We start from the raw sequence: 14925 nt of genomic DNA, 5'->3' as shown, positions 1-14925 counted from the left end.
GGCATTCATCGTTATTTTACAAATAACAGTCTAAATTCAAGTGATCTCCAGAGAGACCACTCAGAATGATGGGACTCAATAACAGATCACCATCAACTAATTTCGATTCCGAATTTAGACTTCATGGCCTTGAATGCCTCTGCTTTCTCATTTCCTTGTAGGGCTTTTACACATTCGTCAGAATGGCTTGAAAGCGCAGTGTCGATGCTTATGGTAGGGGAGGCTATAGGATTACTTGTATTCATGCTGGAACCATTGCCTATTACCTCTTTTAAGTAGTTAATCGTGTCCATTGTTTCTAGGGTAGGCTCATCACTTCCTTTCGCTTCGTTTTTGAGCAAAGTTATCACCCTTTCAATTTCACGTAGCATGGGTTTTTGCTTACTAATCCATTGCTCGGCTCTCTCTTTCTGGCCCATAAATTATCCATCCACATCAAAAATAAAAGTAAACGAACCATTTTCGGTATTGACCTGAACTTCACGTTCAGGAACTGGGACATCCTGATCAAATTCAACTAAATTTGAGTTAGTTACAAGTGCAAGTTTAACCGCCTGCCGGAAGTTATTGCTTAACCTGGGAACGACTAGATCACCAAAGGCCAAACTAAGTTCTGATTGCAAATGAGTATCCACGTCTTCACAACAAGAACAATTGAATAAACTTAATGTAAAGAAATGACCAGAATCACGACTTAGTATTCTGTTGGAGGTCTGCGTTGAACATTCGAGGGCTAATAGGTCCTCTTCACTTAATAGGTAGCTTGAAAATGCAATGCCTGTTATTTTTTCCATTTTGAACCTTCTAATCCACGTCGTAACCGATGAAGTCAGTTTTATTGACCAACAAATATGTATACTCTTTTCCGCCTCTGTTGCCTTTCGAACGCTCGGTCCAGCCACACAGCCATTCTTTATCACCATCATTTAAAATCGTGTAAAATACACCTTCTCGAGTAGGACTGATTGATATGACTAAACGCGTAGATAAATGATTCGCTATGGTAGCCCTGATAGTTTCAGCGTCTGTAGGGTTGGCCAACTTAAGAATGCGATTTAGCGACACTACTTTTCCATCGACTGAACAGCCAGTAGATAACCCGTTCATGCTTGGTGATAGCCATGGGTTAGCTTTAAGGCATGAAGCTGCTATGGGGTTAAACTTTGCTTCAGTAGTACAAGCTTTAGAAACATACTTACTGGTACTTGCCATACCGGCATTTAATGAAAATAACGTGTAGGCCAGTTCATCCTTGGGTTCGAATACTTCAACAGTAGAAATGACTTTTTCCATGGCTTCAAAAGGAAACCCTTTCGTACGTGAAGACCTAAGGCAAAACGTGCCACCAGTTGATAGAAAAAAATCACCTTTCTTACCATCTGAAAACACAGTGGTAATCTTGTTTTTGTCGGACAGTGCACTTCGAATATGGTCAATAGCAGCCTTTTGTTCTTTTAATGAACAACCAAAACTTTTGACGATCGACTTGGGTTTATATATCGCTGCTTCTAGTAGAATTTCAGGAGTAACAACAATCCCTTTGAATCCATGTAGTGTTCTTGTGAACTTAGCTTTCGTAGATTCGATACATGGCAGTAACCTCAGTTTTGCTTTTAGAGGTTCAATGCAATTTTCGGCTATAGTAACGAGTCTATCTACATTCTGGACCGTTATTGGCCAAACAAGGGGTTTGCATGATTTTAGCTGCTTAGGAGTACCATAATTCGCGATAATTCCGTAACTCAAGAGTAATAAGTTAACAAACTGACGAAGCTTAATATCATCTGTTAGTTTCATGCTGCTGAATAGACTTTTTAATTCGGTAAACAAATCAACAACAGCTTGATAGTTCATCTTGTTCACAAGTCCGATCGATAGAACCATATCCTGTTCAATAGAACCAGCATGAGTCGTAGGTCGGCTCATAAATTCCAATGCAGAATAATGAAATATACCGACCTGCGATGGATCAAAACCATCTTCGCAATACTCCATTACGCGCAACCATGTAATTGGTGTTGATTTACCTGAACTAAGAGTAAGTATTCTATGAATCGTATCAACTTCACTTTGGCTCTGTAGCTGCCCTGTGAGCCAGCTTTCAAGTTTGGCAGTATCTTTGACTCTGTAGGGCTTTAAGTCACTCAGAAGCGCCCTGAGAAGGCTTGTATTAAGGTTTAAAGCTGAACCACTATCTATGGCTGGCTGTAGGAAACTGAAATCAATACTGATTCCACATCTGTCTAGGTTGTTTCTGGTTTGCATTTATGAACCTTATCAAATTGTGTGAACCCCTACTTTATCGTTCAAGAAACCGATTTAGATGGATCACGAGATTTAATTCAGGTCATAAAAAACCCAGCAGGAAGCTGGGTCAGGGAGAGGATCATCAAATGTGGTTTAACTCAAAAAATCAATTGCTCTGGTAACATGCTTATCTTCGATACCGATATAACTCTCAGTTCTAATGAAAAGCCCATTAACATGACTGGATTCAAGCTGTTCAGCATCTAAAACCACAAATTTGCGAGGCAACTTATGATCAAGAAATTGGTTTATCTCTACAGACTTATTTCTATCAAGTGAAACAGGGGTATAGCCGACAACTTTAGAAAATATATCGTCACCGAGTTTATTCCTAAGCCAAGGTTCATCACAGTCTGTACGCCAATCGGAAGAAATAATGATCTGAATCCCTGGTACTGAATCAATGATCTCAATGATACGACCCTTAAACTCCAACGTTTCATTCTGGTTGCGATGCATCACACCATGAAATGATAAGATTAGAGTCGGCTTAACACTTGAATATGAATTTGAAACAGTCTCATTAATTGAGTGCGTTTCGTCCAAAGGGAGGGGCGCAATAGTCGTTTGCAGTTCTTCTTGCGTTTGACTGTTCTTAGCGTCATCTTTGAAAGCCTTAATCAAGAATCGATTTAATGCAATTGCACAGATCGACATGAACAAGAACCTCCAATTAATTATTGGATGCCAGAACAAGCTATAGTAACCAACTAGAAACGCACACACATCGATTATAGTCGTAAGAGCGAAGTGACCAAACTTCATTTTTGGTAATGACTTAGACATTAGAAACTCCATCTGACGGTGTTGAAACCTCTGGTAAAAACAGAATGGGCTTAGATATTGCCCGGATTTGATAGTACCCGCGATTCCGGCCGTTTGTCTTTGCTTTGTACATTAGTTTATCTGCTAGATCTATCGAGCCTTTCACATCATCGCTACTCAGCATACTGTAGCAACCAGAACTGAAGGTTACTTGAAGTGGCTCATTACCGAACTCATCTCCCAATATAAATGGTTCATTTAGAACTGCTGAATAGAGGCGAGTTAAAACACTTACAACATCTGAACGATCCCATACTTTAGGAAGGTAAACCAAGAACTCTTCCCCACCTAATCTCGAAATAATGTCAGTATTTCTAAAGACTTTCAGCATGACCTCTGCGAACCATTTGAGAACTTCGTCGCCAGTGGTGTGACCAAATCTATCGTTAATAGACTTAAAGTGATCTATGTCCAATAGCAAAATAGAGAAAGTACGGACGTCACTGTCACGAAGCGATAAACTATGATTTCGTTCGAGGTGGTCTGTCATATATCGGCGGTTATACAAACTGGTAAGAGAGCAATGTTGGCTCTCATGAAGTAACCTTTCAGTGGCTTGTTCATATTCTTTAGTTGTTCGAACTTCGTTAGTTACATCTGAAGCAACGATGAAAATTTGATCGTCACTAAACAAAATATTGACTTGGCAGGCCATTTCTTCTTGCTTGAAAGCGCTCGCCGTCAACAGAGGTAATGGGTAAGTGCAATCTTTCCAAAAGATAAGCTGATCACTGTTCAGCTTGCTTCCTTGCAGGAGCGTATTCACTACAGTGTCGTGAACCGAAGAGGCCTGAAGTATATTCTTGCCGCTTGTGAATTCTGCACGAAACTGTGGATCTAAATGACGTAAAAAATATTCATTAACATGCTTGATTTCGTATTGAAGATTTAAAGTGATAACAGCGAAAGGTAACTGTTCAACTGAAATTGGGATACTCATAGGTCGCGCTCCTTCAGCATGATGTAAATGGAACAGTTTTTGTCATTAGTCACAGCGTTTAAATGAAACATTTCTATTTTTTTTTCTGTACGTTTGATAAGTGAATGCAGGGGCTTATGGGTGTTGTTAACCGAAATTGTCTTTGCAGAGCCAAGGCGTCGAGCCATTGCGGTTAGGTATTGTCGAAAAATTGCTTCATCATCTGAAAATGGATAGAAAATCTGAACTAGGTGATAAGGAGTAATAGCCCCGATGTAGATATACTCTTCCATCAAATTATTCGGGTCTATATGTTGGCTGATAGATTGACCTAAATTAACTGACTTGTAATCCCGGATCTCGCACGAAAAATCAGCATCTTTAGTCCAAACGTTGATCTCATCAATCGAACTATTAATGAGTCCGAAACTTGAAGGTTCACTTTTGAGAAGAGGGTTATGAGAGCTCGACACTTGATAAGCAATCAGATCGAACTCGAGACATATATTTACGAACTTATCGTTAGTGAAAAAAGTAAAACCATCTTTGTGGAGTAGCATTATCTCAGTAGGGGATGATCGCCTATGATTAACCACGCTTTGCCCATCAACGAAAGTAAAAACATTAGGTTCACTAAGTTTCGAAATGTCGGAAAAGAGTTTTTGATCAGTAACACCCGAAAAGACAAAGCAGCAGTGATGATCTTCTGGGGAAAAATTATCTAATTCAAAGTTGGACTGAACGATGTGCTCAAAATCACTAGAGATCTGTTGAGAATAGACTAAGCAGTGTTCTTGAGAGCCTACACCAGCCCAAAGTATTGTTTTACTCGGCTTGGTCATACTCTATGTCACCGAAGTTGACGTATTCAATTACATTAAAGTTAGTTTGTGGGAGGTATTCATATAGGGCAGTTTCTATATGCTCTTCGCTTAAACTAAAATGCTCGTTTGTGTTTGGGGTAAGTGGCAAAGTCTGATACTTCAAAGGAAACAAGCCAAAACCACGAACCCATACGAGGCTGTATTCACAAGTGTTCTTTGCTTGTTCTACATAGCCTTGGAAAGTAGGGCAATCAAAAGTATCTTCGATAGAAAATACATCCAGTAAGTCTATGCCTTCGGAGATCGCTAAAGGCGCAGGGATCAAACCAATCTTCATAAATAGAATTTTTTTTTGGGAGGGGTGAACTCTAATTTTGCTTCAATTGTCTTTTAGAGTCAATAAAGCCCAAAACAATTGGGTTTTATCAGTAGAAAGGGAAAGTGATGTCAAAGATTTGCTTTAACTTACAATATCGATGCCCTTAGCGATTTTATTGATTGTGGATTGTTCAATCAGTTTACCTACCCAAAACGAAATCCAAGGGAACGCTAAGTTGTGTAAATCAGTCCAGATGTATCAACAATTGAATCAACATACGATTGGCTAACCTTATTACAAGATTAGTAACTAAATATGAGTACCGTTTATGTCACCCTTGAGTGATCACACAATAGGTTTTAAACTAAATTGGCATCTATTTCACATACAAAGCAAACTATCCATGCGAACCGAAACAATAGCCTACTTCTATACAGATCGAAGTAGAGCAGATCTAAAGCGGGCTCAAATTCATACAGCTAACGACTCAAATCTGATGGTTGTTCGCTCGTTGTTTTGGAAAGGCGATATTGATTGGTCGCAGATCTACCTTGTAGTAATTGACTATACAGCTGAAAACCACAATCAAATAAACGAACTGCTAAAGCGGTTAGCGTTACGTAATAGGCCACCAATAGTTGTGATAGATCCCAACTATAAGTCATTGGATGAAATCAACCGGGCATCCGAACTAGATTACTTCCACTGCATACGAGAGCCAATTAATCAGAATGACCTGCGTTCATTGATCACTAGCGCTAGGAGGCGGTATATCGAGGAAAGTAAGGCTCATGTTAAGTGGCCGATCGTTATGCGAAAAGAAACTTTAATAGATATTCAGCACAACTTGAAAAATCTAACTCCGGGTGAAATAAACTACGTACTAACACAGATTCAGTCTCACAATCAGATTTATAGCAAGTTTGTTTTGGGAGTAAACAAAACCTATGTCGACTCGAAGCATCTCCTAAAGGTGGTAAACCTGTATAAAACGAACAATCGATTAGTGAACTTAATGCTTGCTGAGCTAAAAGCAAGGGGAGATTATTTTATAACAACCGGTCGAATCCAGGCGGAACTGATTCTAAAACAATCTATACGTTATGCAGAGCAACGAATTAAATCGCATGATGCTATGGAAAGCCTTTTTACAGAAAGCAAGTCAGATGCGGTTATAGCGAAGAAATTGATTATTGCGAAAATACGTTCGGGAGAATCACATGGACTTGCATTAGCCCTTAATAAAGCGATGAAACAGGGCGAAAATGATAAATCCAACGTGATGGAAGAGCTATCTGAACTTTCAACCTTTTTCTATCAACAGGGTAATACAATAAAGGCACAACAATTAAGGCGGGAACTCACTCTATTCAATGCACGATTGAACAGAAAAATCAGTCTGCCGTTCCACAAGGAATTGTTGGTGATCTATTTTGGACTTCTTTCAAATCAATATTACATTCAAGGTCAATATGTTGCTGCTAAGGTTTATCGGGAACTTGCACACGAACACTATGAAGAATTAAGCTCGCCCTCAAAATTTATGGCATTAGTGCCAATGCTATTACTCTCTGTGTGGCAAGGAGACATATTTATGGTCGATCGCATGGTTAAGCTTGGTGAAAAAAAGATCGATGACTTCAAAGTTCTTGGCGCGTCTCGAGACATAAAAGAACGATATTCACTTCTAAAACGGTTGTATCATAGAATGATTACTGGCCGAGCAACATCATCCGTTTGTAGAGAAGTTAGTCATTATTTTCCTAACTCTGAAATAGAAAGTTTATGCTGCAATGGGGATGTGAACCATAAGGTAGAAGAGTTAAAAAGTTATCACAAGCAAAAGGCACGTGTAAGGCAGTTCAACTGAAGGTCGACAAACCGCAGAACCTAACTACTTGATGACTCACTTTATCCAAAGTATCCACAATTATTATTATAATAGTTTTTAACTCTTCTTATGATCTTCTTAAATCTTCTTAGCTGAAAATTAATTATTAAATTCAATTAGATAGCGGTGATTCGCGTGACGTAATTACCTAAGTTCGTGACTAATTCACTTTAACTGCACTATATTCGTGACAGAACTACCGCTTAACGTGACAAATGTATCCTAAATTCGTGACATAATTACCGGAGAACATTGGCTAAAAGTGCATATTTTCTCTCAATACTGGTATTGAGGAGTTGTTTTATTTTTGAATTCAAATTATCGTGACACTAGATTAACTCGTCACGACAATTAGGGTAGATATGTCTCAGATCACAAAGAAGGATGTTCTTCGTCAGTCAAATGCGCTGACTACTGCTGCATACAGTTTGGGCCGGAACGAAAAACGCATCCTCTACATAGCTTTGAAGCACTTTTTAGATAACCCGATTGATTACAAATCTAGCGACTTTGGCCATGTCAGTGTCGATATTCATACTCACCACTACGCATCACTGTTTAACAGTGAAAATGCGAGTAAGGAGATTGCGGCAGCGGCTACAGCGATGAAGGGGAAGGAGGTTGTCTTCTATATCGCTGAAGAATCGCTTAATGAAGATCGAGCTTACGACAGTTTTACTTGGATGGTGAAGAGATCGCACCGACCGAAAAGGGGCGTCACAACTTTCTATTTCAATGCTGAGTTGATCAGTATTATCACAGCGGTTAAGTCAGACTTTACTAAGTTTCTTATCGGCGATGCTGGTGAGCTTAGTTCGGGTCATTCCATGAGGCTGTATGAATCACTTAAGCAGTGGTCGAACCGACGTAACAGTGTTTCCTTTTCCGTTAAGTGGATGATAGAGCGCTACTGTTTGCCAAAATCATACGAGCGAATGAGTGACTTTAGGAGACGATTCCTTAAGCCTTCTGTTGAAGATATTGCCAAGAATACCGACATCAAACTCTCATATACTGAAGAGAAGCGAAATGGTGAAATGTATATCAACTTTCATTGGGACAGTATAATTCGTGACAAATCTACCCAAACCATTGAAGAGAGTCTGTCGCTAATCGAACAAGTGAATGTCATTCATTGCAAACTGGTGGCGAACGAAGAAGTGACCAAAAAAGAGCTACAACTTTTGAAAAAGAACCTTACAGCATTTTCTTTGGCTGGTGGTCAGCTATGTGAGAAAGCTATTCAAGAGTTGACGGCACTATAACTGTCAAATAGCTGAGCTATAAACAGACACTTAACTACGATTCGTGACAGGTTTACCTAAATGGGTCCCTCAAATCGTGACAGATCTACCCTTTAGTTTTCAAATCGTGACATATTTACCCTTGGTTACGTAAAGTCGTGACGGATTTACCTTTGGCTAATGAAAGCCGTGACAAATCTACCGTAAATGCATGGTGTTAAAGCTCATAATTCCTATCTACAAGATAAACCGTGACAGATTTACTGCAAATACTCCCTTAACAAGCATGCTCAAAGCTGAAATCGTGACATATTTACCCAAGGCAAGCCCACTAGATATGGGGTTGAGAATTGAAATACCCTTTAGACCATTGCTCCTGACCAAGCCAAGTTATTGTGATTTGTAAATTTTATCAGTCATGAGCTTTGTGGTGATAGCTGTAGTCCCCTTATCAAAGCCCATAAACTGTTCACAATAAGCTGGGTTAATAGCTCCTTCTCGTAAATCTAGTTGTTGCATCAGGTAACCGACCAATCCGCCAAGACCACCCGGTCGATTAAGTCTAGATGAAGTAGTAAAGTTGTTCTTATGGTCATTAGCAATAAGGCTTTGCATTAGACCCAGGTTTTTATATGCCGCTTTTGAAGGGTTTAGGTTTTTATCTACAGCACCTTGCATTAAGCTTCCGCTATTGCCCGGCTCAGCAAGACCCCTGCTTGGGAACTTACGAAAGCCTGATTTTGAATTTAGTGGTAAGTCTTTGATTGTGATCGGATCTACTCTTGTTTTGATCACTTCTGAGTGAGAAGTGCAATCGCAATAAAGATCAGCAATCACTTGTAATATTGCTTGTGCGATGTTTACCAAAATTGAATTTCCAAGAGCTTTAACTCTGTGTCGTCGGTAGTTCCCCTTGCTCTCAAGTGAAACGATGTCATCCATCAACGTTTTACTATGGTTCGCTAAGGTAGGGAATTTTGACCCTGGCTTATGAACTGCGTGCTTACTGGCCACTACATCAAGAACACTAGCTGTTGAATGGTAAATAGGGGAATCAGAATTGTACGCAACGATGAAGCAACGGTGACGGTAATATGGGTAACCAAATGCTGTGGCCGATATTACATCCCATTCTACACGATAGCCCATTTCAGTAAGTCGGCTAACACAATACTCAAGACCTCCACTGAGAAGGTTAGGGCTGTTTTCAAGTATGATTACCTCTGGCTGTAAATCTTCGAATTTGTCTAATAGGCAATGAATTATGCCGCTTTTTTTACCATTTATTCCGTCATGCTCAAGAGTGTTCGCTGAGCTCAAGGTCTGGCATGAAAAGCCTGCAATAGCGGCCTTTGGAAAAGGAACTATTCCTTCCAGTAAATCCTGCATCGTCAGAGACGAAATATCGTTATTTATTTCACATGGAACAATATCATCGGCTTTACAAATAGCAGTGTATGGATGTTCCTCGTCAGAGCACGCGACATAGTTAACATCCCCGAAAACATTTAAGCCTTGCTGATCAAGGAAGGTATTACAGAATGAATCAATTTCAGAGGTCCCGATACATTCAAACTGGGCGTTCATAATTCTTTTTGACGCTTGGTGGAATGAAGATACTCCTGCGCAGAATTCGATAAAAGGGATGTAGGGTGAATTAGTCATAGTTTGAATACCTAGCCGGAAAAAAGTTTGTGATGCCCTAGGGCGAATGCAACAGAAGTTCACTCATTAAAGAGTTCAATTATGACCTCCACTGATTTTGACTAATGAACCCATGACGTACCGAATTTCTTGACTTCACCGTGGCCTTTGTTTGGTAGGTTCTTACCACAAGTACAAGTCAAACCACCGTCCTCATGAAACGGAAGAGTGTCTGCTTTTTCCTCAGACACTTTATCATCTCGACCGCAGGTGCATTTGATATGGAGTTTGATTACGTTCATAACTAGCCTTAAGAGTTTTGCTGGTTGGTATAGTGCAATAATACTTAACATAAACAAGATTCAAGTGATCACCAGTAGCAAGAAGGGTTGGTAATTATGTATGATGGGAGTTCTCCCCACACACAGCCATAGTCTCTTTAATGAAATTAAAAAAAAGTAACATTAAAGTCTTTATTGTACTTATATTCGTCTTGAGTATTTTTGCTTCTCAATACATATCCTATAAGTATTCCAGAACCCTTGACCTCAAGAAATACAAATCACTATCGTTAGAGGAAATAGCGCCCAAGGATATACGGCAAGAGACAACGAAAGCTCAATTGCTGTTCGAAGCGTTACCATTGAAATGTGTTTTGGGGGATAAAGCTACTTTTGCTGTGGGGATTCACAAGGAGCAACCAATGTATGCCCTTAAATTTCAACATCCATCTGAACCAGAGACTAAATATACTCAGTTAAGACGCAATGCAATCAAGGGTAGGGGGTATGAATTAGTAGCTCATGATTTAAAAACTCACTTGAACGTCACAGTGGATTACGAGCTTTCTCAAAATAATAAATTCTTCATCACATTGAGTAGTGTGAAGTACATAACCGATAAGAAATCCTATTCAATGGAAACGGTCGTGTGCGGTGGGTAAATCGATTCAAATCAATGACTTAAAAGTTTTAGGGCGTTTTGTTCACCCCATGAACAGCCCATTTATTCGTGGTCACTACCCGAACACCGACCGTAAGGTGAACACTCACAGATCTACAAGTACGTAGAATTATGTAGCTCTAAAAAAAACTACTATGGTGATGTAGCCAATAGGAGCCGGGTATGAGCCAAGTAGTCGTCGATATAAATTCAATATTTCAGGAAACATTCTCCTCAAGCAACGGTGTTAACAAGAGCGTCAACCGTTCACCAAAATTGACCACTACATGCAGTGGGTTTGCTACGTGGGGAGATGAACCAGTTGAAGCGTATAATGGTGAAACTAGAGCTTGGCTTGATGCAAAGGGCGGTTTAGTTCAAGGCATCTACGTCAACATGCCAGACCGAGACTACCATGCTATTCAAGGGTGTGTTTCATCAAGCTGCCTGAAGCAATTCTCGTTCGACCCTCAAGGTGGATATGATTACTTTACTGGCAATGTAGATAAGAAAGAAAGGTCTCCCCAACTTGTTAGAGCAATGACTGCCGGGCACTTGATTCATGGTCATATTTTGGAACCGTGGCTAAGTGACTACGGTGTTACAACGAACATGACGATTGAAGAATTGCAGAACAAAGGTGTGAAAGTAATTGAAGATCATGATGAATTGAAGAAAATAATTGCTGACTATAACTTAAAAGGAGGAAATAAGAAGATAGCCGATAAACTTAAATTGGTGCAAGCTGAAGTTGATCCGGCCTATGTGTATTATCCTGATTATCTGGACTCAATACATTCCGATAAAGACTTACGTAGTCTTGATAGAAACGACTACGATCAGGCTATTAAGGCAGCGACTACATTCACTGACTCTTACTTATTTACTCGCAACTACAAGCGCGGTGGATACAACGAGCTAACAATTATTGTCTTTGATAAAGAAACTGGACTTTGGTTAAAGGCAAGAATAGACAGAGTTGACCATGAATATCGAATGCTCGATCTGAAAACGATTCATACTTTGACCGAACATCAAGTTCGTCGTGACATCGAAGATCGATTGTACGCAATTCAAGGCGCCTTTTATCATCGAGTAGCTACGCTGGCAAACTTCCCACTCAAGGACATGTTTGCCTTGACCTTCATTGAGTGGGACGAGCAAGTGAAGTTTCAGAACGCCTACTTATCAGATCAGAGTTGGAGTAAAAGTAAGAAGTTCGAAGACGAAATTTATCGTGATTTTGTCGACTGGCATAAAAGTACTGAGCAAAAGAATAGTCTTAACTACTCCGGTGAGATGATGGTCGAACTCTCATTCTTCAAATTATCGCGTAGACAAAGAGTAAGTTCATAGTGTTCATGGGGTGAACACCAATTCAAACTACTGCAAAAATACGATACCTTCCGCGTTTGTGAGGCCTCGACGGTTTTCATAAATTAAGTACCTTGGTAAGATGCTTTTAAATTATTACAAGAGTTTAGGCATGTATCAACCAAGAGTATTCACGTTAGACATTCAAAAACAGCTGCGTGACACCCAAACAGCAACCGTCATTGAAGTCACCGATGCAATTGAACTTTTGACCAATAGAAGTATTGAATTGATTGTAAAGCTAGGGGGGATAGCCGAGGCTCATCACCTTTCAGGCTCCATTTTGTTAATGACTCTGATTAGAGAGTTAGATACTATGATGGACGAACTACTAGCTCAGAACGATTTAGACGTTCAGTTCATTGTAAAACTATTCAATCAGAATGCTGCATACCCATCCAAAACCTTGCTCAGTAATCAGAAGGAATTTGGTATCGACGTGGCTTTAGCTCAATTGTCGAAAGATGTATCAAACCCTGATCATTTAGGGCAATTGTCTGCAGACGGAACAGCAAGTGAATCGGCCACGATTGAATTGAGAAAGCAATTTGCTTTTGCTTCAAGGAAAATTGAGTTAGTTCCTGATAATAAACCCCATGTAGTAACTGAGGCTGATGTAGATATGTCTATCTGGCTGGGTTTGCTTGCGATAGCTTACTTAGTGGTACTTGATATAGAAATGCCTGAGTTTAACTGCAAACCAAACTAGGATTTAACCGTGAAACGCATATTACTATCTTCAGCAGTTGCCCTAACCGCAATTGCGTCATCCGCATTTGCAGCTGAACTGCCGTCACTACTTACAGATATGGAAACGAAAGGCTATTTCAAGATCGTAGGTTCGACACAAGTTAAAGAAGTTGAAGATGTCACGGCCGTAATGGTTGAAGACAACTCCGAAGGTAATTTTCATGTTTACTGGGTTGACGATAGTCAAGGCACAATATTTACCGGCGACCTCGTTACAGTCGATGGTGTTAATCTAAGCAATACTTATCGAAACAAGCTAGTCCCTAGTCAAGCAGATACCTTTAATAAGGTTTTCGACAAAGGGCTAGTGCTCGGAGATACTGATGTTGACGTAAATACAGACAACGCTTTGTATGTTTTTTATGAACCGTTCTGTACCTTTTGTCGAAAGTTGCATAAAAACATGCAACCGTTAATTGAAAAGGGTCTTAATGTCCAATACATACCAGTAGCGTGGATACGCCCTAATTCAGCAGATGTGATAGCAACTATTGCCAAAAGTGATGATATTACGAAAGCGCTGTACATGTCTGATGCAAACATCCTTGAAGTAACAGAAACAGCTGATGATCAAACCCGTACTCAAATCGAGTTCAATGGCTTTGTAATGCGTTCAATGGGTATTTCAGGAACTCCAGGAATGGTTTACAAGACCGGGGATGGAAAAGTTATTGTTGCGAGGAACTACTCACAATCACAGCTTGATGATTTGTATAACGAGTTAATGTCCCGAAACAAATAAAGGTTTGAAGATGATAAAGCTTGTTTGTTTGATAGCTACTGCTGTTCTTAGTGCAAGCTCTATTGCAGAAGAACTTTCTATCCAAGTTAACCCTCAAATAGATCCCCATGATGAAGTCTACTCGGCAAAGAAAAATAAGCCTGCTATTTTTGGTGTCCAAGGTAACTTGGGTATAAGAAAAGACCTTGAAGAGAAAGTAAGAGAGTACTCTATGGGCTACAAAGAGCGCATTAGGCAGCTATTAGTGCATTCAAGAGCTCACGATCTGTACATGGCTGCTGAGTCGCCTGAAGAAGCATATAATGCATATTTACTAATGACAGCGGCTCAAAAGTGCTTTGCTTCACTCAACGGGGTGGGTGAGAGTGGCGCTTCAACAATTCTCTTTCGTCTTGCTCAGCATCAGATTGATACTGAGGTTAGGCGCCAGGCTGTGATTCGATCCGAGTATATGCTAAAGCGTGGTGATTACCCTGCTTTAAAAGCGAATATGAAAAATGCTGAATTTTGTAACTTCACCCAGCAACCAATCATAGTAAACAAGGAGTTGACGCAGTACCTTGAAACTCGCGAAGAATCTAGTGAATAGGCTTTCGTAAGACAGCGTGGAGTGATAATTCTTGCTCCACGTTGTCCTTAATCAAGCGAAACGTCATTAACTCACTCATAAACTGCTTGTTGCCGCCAACTACTTGGCTGCAGAAACACTCTCCTTCAACTTGAATGGAGTTACTTGTGAGCTGATTGAGCAACCCTTTAAAGCTAGTGTTCAGGTGGTTTGCCAGTTGGAGCCCGTTCCCAATTAGGATGTCGGTTGTATCTTCAAGAATTGTTTCAAATTTACAAGTGCTGAAGTTTTTTGGCAAAAGATCTTTATCAATTGCCTCAGATAGTCCTTCGACTACTGTTACGCTTACGCTTCTCTTTACAAGTAAAGGAATATGTCGATTTTGATTCATTGCTCTATCCAAATGATTGTTTGAACTAAGAATAGCAACTTAAAGCACCAACCCAGCAGATCGACACAATGAAACTCTGATCGCCCAAAAAAAGCTAGTTACTAAATGCTCGATTTGGGTTATTCTATATGTGCAAATCTCCAAAAGAACTCCACAAATTAACTGTCAAATGGCAGGGATTACGC

At 40.0% G+C, this 14925-nt stretch carries 17 protein-coding genes; 7 read left to right on the top strand and 10 right to left on the bottom strand.

Features of this window, described 5'->3' with window-relative positions; genetic code table 11:
• Positions 1-92: 92 nt before the first annotated feature.
• From OH460_RS08970 to OH460_RS08940, 7 genes are all read right to left on the bottom strand, one after another.
• A complete protein-coding gene (locus OH460_RS08970) occupies positions 93-419 on the bottom strand; it encodes a hypothetical protein (protein WP_269996780.1) in 327 nt (108 codons plus the stop codon).
• A 3-nt stretch (positions 420-422) separates the two neighbouring features.
• A complete protein-coding gene (locus OH460_RS08965) occupies positions 423-794 on the bottom strand; it encodes a hypothetical protein (RefSeq protein ID WP_269996778.1) in 372 nt (123 codons plus the stop codon).
• Positions 795-804: 10 nt separating this feature from the next.
• Positions 805-2265 carry a hypothetical protein gene (locus tag OH460_RS08960; protein WP_269996777.1) on the bottom strand — a complete coding sequence of 487 codons (1461 nt, stop codon included), beginning with the start codon at positions 2263-2265 and terminating at the stop codon, positions 805-807.
• A 135-nt stretch (positions 2266-2400) separates the two neighbouring features.
• Positions 2401-3093: an HAD domain-containing protein gene (locus OH460_RS08955; protein ID WP_269996775.1), complete on the bottom strand. Its 693-nt coding sequence runs from the start codon at positions 3091-3093 to the stop codon at positions 2401-2403.
• Positions 3086-4072 (bottom strand): GGDEF domain-containing protein, encoded by a 987-nt coding sequence (locus tag OH460_RS08950; RefSeq protein WP_269996773.1) that lies wholly within the window; start codon positions 4070-4072, stop codon positions 3086-3088. Before OH460_RS08950 ends, OH460_RS08955 begins: the two co-directional genes overlap by 8 nt.
• The gene (locus OH460_RS08945) at positions 4069-4893 is read right to left on the bottom strand and encodes a hypothetical protein (RefSeq protein WP_269996771.1); all 825 of its coding nucleotides are present in this window, start codon (positions 4891-4893) and stop codon (positions 4069-4071) included. Before OH460_RS08945 ends, OH460_RS08950 begins: the two co-directional genes overlap by 4 nt.
• The gene (locus OH460_RS08940) at positions 4877-5212 is read right to left on the bottom strand and encodes a hypothetical protein (protein ID WP_269996769.1); all 336 of its coding nucleotides are present in this window, start codon (positions 5210-5212) and stop codon (positions 4877-4879) included. Before OH460_RS08940 ends, OH460_RS08945 begins: the two co-directional genes overlap by 17 nt.
• Before the next feature lie 385 nt (positions 5213-5597).
• On the opposite strand from OH460_RS08940, the gene OH460_RS08935 reads away from it, so the two are divergent.
• Together OH460_RS08935 and OH460_RS08930 are read left to right on the top strand one after the other, a co-directional pair.
• A complete protein-coding gene (locus OH460_RS08935; protein WP_269996768.1) occupies positions 5598-7064 on the top strand; it encodes a hypothetical protein in 1467 nt (488 codons plus the stop codon).
• Positions 7065-7447: 383 nt separating this feature from the next.
• Positions 7448-8350: a RepB family plasmid replication initiator protein gene (locus OH460_RS08930; protein ID WP_269996767.1), complete on the top strand. Its 903-nt coding sequence runs from the start codon at positions 7448-7450 to the stop codon at positions 8348-8350.
• A 369-nt stretch (positions 8351-8719) separates the two neighbouring features.
• Here OH460_RS08930 and OH460_RS08925 read toward each other — a convergent pair whose 3' ends face one another.
• Positions 8720-9994: a DNA cytosine methyltransferase gene (locus OH460_RS08925; RefSeq protein ID WP_269996765.1), complete on the bottom strand. Its 1275-nt coding sequence runs from the start codon at positions 9992-9994 to the stop codon at positions 8720-8722.
• Between the two features lie 101 nt (positions 9995-10095).
• Positions 10096-10275 (bottom strand): hypothetical protein, encoded by a 180-nt coding sequence (locus tag OH460_RS08920; protein WP_269996763.1) that lies wholly within the window; start codon positions 10273-10275, stop codon positions 10096-10098.
• 140 nt (positions 10276-10415) lie between these two features.
• Here OH460_RS08920 and OH460_RS08915 point away from each other — a divergent pair, with 140 nt between their 5' ends.
• The 5 genes from OH460_RS08915 (at position 10416) to OH460_RS08895 (ending at position 14370) form a co-directional block, all read left to right on the top strand.
• Positions 10416-10916: a hypothetical protein gene (locus OH460_RS08915; protein WP_269996761.1), complete on the top strand. Its 501-nt coding sequence runs from the start codon at positions 10416-10418 to the stop codon at positions 10914-10916.
• A 182-nt stretch (positions 10917-11098) separates the two neighbouring features.
• Positions 11099-12271 (top strand): PD-(D/E)XK nuclease-like domain-containing protein, encoded by a 1173-nt coding sequence (locus OH460_RS08910; RefSeq protein ID WP_269996759.1) that lies wholly within the window; start codon positions 11099-11101, stop codon positions 12269-12271.
• Between the two features lie 130 nt (positions 12272-12401).
• On the top strand, positions 12402-12998 hold the full coding sequence (locus tag OH460_RS08905; protein ID WP_269996757.1) for a hypothetical protein: 597 nt from the start codon (positions 12402-12404) through the stop codon (positions 12996-12998).
• A 9-nt stretch (positions 12999-13007) separates the two neighbouring features.
• Positions 13008-13781 (top strand): thioredoxin fold domain-containing protein, encoded by a 774-nt coding sequence (locus tag OH460_RS08900; protein WP_269996756.1) that lies wholly within the window; start codon positions 13008-13010, stop codon positions 13779-13781.
• A 10-nt stretch (positions 13782-13791) separates the two neighbouring features.
• Complete coding sequence (locus OH460_RS08895; protein ID WP_269996755.1) at positions 13792-14370, top strand: hypothetical protein; 579 nt, start codon at positions 13792-13794, stop codon at positions 14368-14370.
• Here the strand turns inward: OH460_RS08895 and OH460_RS08890 are convergent.
• A complete protein-coding gene (locus OH460_RS08890; protein WP_269996753.1) occupies positions 14360-14740 on the bottom strand; it encodes a hypothetical protein in 381 nt (126 codons plus the stop codon). The genes OH460_RS08895 and OH460_RS08890 overlap by 11 nt on opposite strands.
• Between the last annotated feature and the right edge of the window lie 185 nt (positions 14741-14925).

The organism is Vibrio sp. Makdt (assembly GCF_027587015.1).
GTDB lineage: Bacteria > Pseudomonadota > Gammaproteobacteria > Enterobacterales > Vibrionaceae > Vibrio > Vibrio chagasii_B.
The sequence above is the reverse complement of the archived record's forward strand: the minus strand, read 5'-3'. Positions and strand labels throughout refer to the sequence as shown.

What these genes read in the sequence shown, in the direction of transcription:
- OH460_RS08955 (WP_269996775.1), bottom strand. Translation starts at nt 3,093, where the DNA reads ATGTCTAAGTCATTACCAAAAATGAAGTTTGGTCACTTCGCTCTTACG.
- OH460_RS08895 (WP_269996755.1), top strand. Translation starts at nt 13,792, where the DNA reads ATGATAAAGCTTGTTTGTTTGATAGCTACTGCTGTTCTTAGTGCAAGC.
- OH460_RS08905 (WP_269996757.1), top strand. Translation starts at nt 12,402, where the DNA reads ATGTATCAACCAAGAGTATTCACGTTAGACATTCAAAAACAGCTGCGT.
- OH460_RS08945 (WP_269996771.1), bottom strand. Translation starts at nt 4,893, where the DNA reads ATGACCAAGCCGAGTAAAACAATACTTTGGGCTGGTGTAGGCTCTCAA.
- OH460_RS08970 (WP_269996780.1), bottom strand. Translation starts at nt 419, where the DNA reads ATGGGCCAGAAAGAGAGAGCCGAGCAATGGATTAGTAAGCAAAAACCC.
- OH460_RS08935 (WP_269996768.1), top strand. Translation starts at nt 5,598, where the DNA reads ATGCGAACCGAAACAATAGCCTACTTCTATACAGATCGAAGTAGAGCA.
- OH460_RS08965 (WP_269996778.1), bottom strand. Translation starts at nt 794, where the DNA reads ATGGAAAAAATAACAGGCATTGCATTTTCAAGCTACCTATTAAGTGAA.
- OH460_RS08920 (WP_269996763.1), bottom strand. Translation starts at nt 10,275, where the DNA reads ATGAACGTAATCAAACTCCATATCAAATGCACCTGCGGTCGAGATGAT.
- OH460_RS08960 (WP_269996777.1), bottom strand. Translation starts at nt 2,265, where the DNA reads ATGCAAACCAGAAACAACCTAGACAGATGTGGAATCAGTATTGATTTC.
- OH460_RS08950 (WP_269996773.1), bottom strand. Translation starts at nt 4,072, where the DNA reads ATGAGTATCCCAATTTCAGTTGAACAGTTACCTTTCGCTGTTATCACT.
- OH460_RS08925 (WP_269996765.1), bottom strand. Translation starts at nt 9,994, where the DNA reads ATGACTAATTCACCCTACATCCCTTTTATCGAATTCTGCGCAGGAGTA.
- OH460_RS08890 (WP_269996753.1), bottom strand. Translation starts at nt 14,740, where the DNA reads ATGAATCAAAATCGACATATTCCTTTACTTGTAAAGAGAAGCGTAAGC.
- OH460_RS08915 (WP_269996761.1), top strand. Translation starts at nt 10,416, where the DNA reads ATGAAATTAAAAAAAAGTAACATTAAAGTCTTTATTGTACTTATATTC.
- OH460_RS08930 (WP_269996767.1), top strand. Translation starts at nt 7,448, where the DNA reads ATGTCTCAGATCACAAAGAAGGATGTTCTTCGTCAGTCAAATGCGCTG.
- OH460_RS08910 (WP_269996759.1), top strand. Translation starts at nt 11,099, where the DNA reads ATGAGCCAAGTAGTCGTCGATATAAATTCAATATTTCAGGAAACATTC.
- OH460_RS08940 (WP_269996769.1), bottom strand. Translation starts at nt 5,212, where the DNA reads ATGAAGATTGGTTTGATCCCTGCGCCTTTAGCGATCTCCGAAGGCATA.